Origin of the sequence: Vagococcus bubulae, from assembly GCF_003950315.1 — a bacterium.
In the GTDB taxonomy this organism is placed as follows: domain Bacteria; phylum Bacillota; class Bacilli; order Lactobacillales; family Vagococcaceae; genus Vagococcus; species Vagococcus bubulae.
In genome coordinates this window covers 1-1,059 of sequence record NZ_NGJT01000060.1, presented here as the reverse complement: position 1 = coordinate 1,059, position 1,059 = coordinate 1, and the positions used below count along the sequence as shown (strand labels likewise).

The 1,059-nt window shown below is 51.3% G+C and carries 10 tRNA genes and 1 rRNA gene; all 11 read left to right on the top strand.

Features of this window, described 5'->3' with window-relative positions:
* Positions 1-9 precede the first annotated feature (9 nt).
* Positions 10-125, top strand: a 5S ribosomal RNA gene (gene rrf / locus CBF36_RS12205).
* A 13-nt stretch (positions 126-138) separates the two neighbouring features.
* Positions 139-211: transfer RNA gene (locus tag CBF36_RS12200), tRNA-Val, on the top strand.
* A gap of 9 nt (positions 212-220) precedes the next feature.
* A tRNA-Lys gene (locus CBF36_RS12195) sits at positions 221-293 on the top strand.
* A gap of 5 nt (positions 294-298) precedes the next feature.
* Positions 299-380, top strand: a tRNA-Leu gene (locus tag CBF36_RS12190).
* A gap of 11 nt (positions 381-391) precedes the next feature.
* Positions 392-464 (top strand) — tRNA-Thr (locus CBF36_RS12185).
* A 7-nt stretch (positions 465-471) separates the two neighbouring features.
* Positions 472-543 (top strand) — tRNA-Gly (locus CBF36_RS12180).
* Between the two features lie 13 nt (positions 544-556).
* Positions 557-642 (top strand) — tRNA-Leu (locus CBF36_RS12175).
* A gap of 9 nt (positions 643-651) precedes the next feature.
* Positions 652-725: transfer RNA gene (locus tag CBF36_RS12170), tRNA-Arg, on the top strand.
* Positions 726-761: 36 nt separating this feature from the next.
* Positions 762-835: transfer RNA gene (locus CBF36_RS12165), tRNA-Met, on the top strand.
* Positions 836-851: 16 nt separating this feature from the next.
* A tRNA-Ile gene (locus CBF36_RS12160) sits at positions 852-925 on the top strand.
* Positions 926-939: 14 nt separating this feature from the next.
* Positions 940-1,029 (top strand) — tRNA-Ser (locus tag CBF36_RS12155).
* The last annotated feature ends 30 nt before the right edge of the window (positions 1,030-1,059 follow it).

Sequence of the window (1,059 nt, the reverse complement as noted above, 5' to 3'; positions counted from 1 at the left end):
GCATATAAGTGCGGTGACGATGGCAAGAAGGATACACCTGTAACCATGCCGAACACAGAAGTTAAGCTTCTTAGCGCCGAGGGTAGTGAAGGGTTTCCCTTTGTGAGAGTAGGACGTTGCCGTGCTTTTTGTATTGATGGAGGTTTAGCTCAGCTGGGAGAGCACCTGCCTTACAAGCAGGGGGTCAGCGGTTCGATCCCGTTAACCTCCATACATTTTTGACTCGTTAGCTCAGTTGGTAGAGCATCTGACTTTTAATCAGAGGGTCACTGGTTCGAGCCCAGTACGGGTCATATATGCGGGTGTGGCGGAATTGGCAGACGCACTAGATTTAGGATCTAGCGCCTAACGGCGTGGGGGTTCAAGTCCCTTCACCCGCATTATTATATTTGCCGGCTTAGCTCAGTTGGTAGAGCATCTGATTTGTAATCAGAGGGTCGAGGGTTCAAGTCCTTTAGCCGGCATCTATAAGCGGAAGTAGTTCAGTGGTAGAACATCACCTTGCCAAGGTGGGGGTCGCGGGTTCGAACCCCGTCTTCCGCTTTTATAAGTTCCAGCCGGGGTGGCGGAACTGGCAGACGCACAGGACTTAAAATCCTGCGGTGAGTGATCACCGTACCGGTTCGATTCCGGTCCTCGGCATCATTAATAGCGCCCATAGCTCAACTGGATAGAGTGTCTGACTACGGATCAGAAGGTTAGGGGTTCGACTCCTCTTGGGCGCGTTACAATGGATTATTTTTATAAGATATTGTTTGTTTCGCGGTGTAGCTCAGCTGGCTAGAGCGTCCGGTTCATACCCGGGAGGTCGGGGGTTCGATCCCCTCCGCCGCGATAAATTTACGACCTTTGGACCTTTAGCTCAGTTGGTTAGAGCTCCCGGCTCATAACCGGGCGGTCGTAGGTTCGAGTCCTACAAGGTCCATTGAAAGTTATTATGGAGGATTACCCAAGTCCGGCTGAAGGGAACGGTCTTGAAAACCGTCAGGTGTGTAAAAGCACGCAAGGGTTCGAATCCCTTATCCTCCTTATTAATATCGCGGAGTGGAGCAGCTAGGT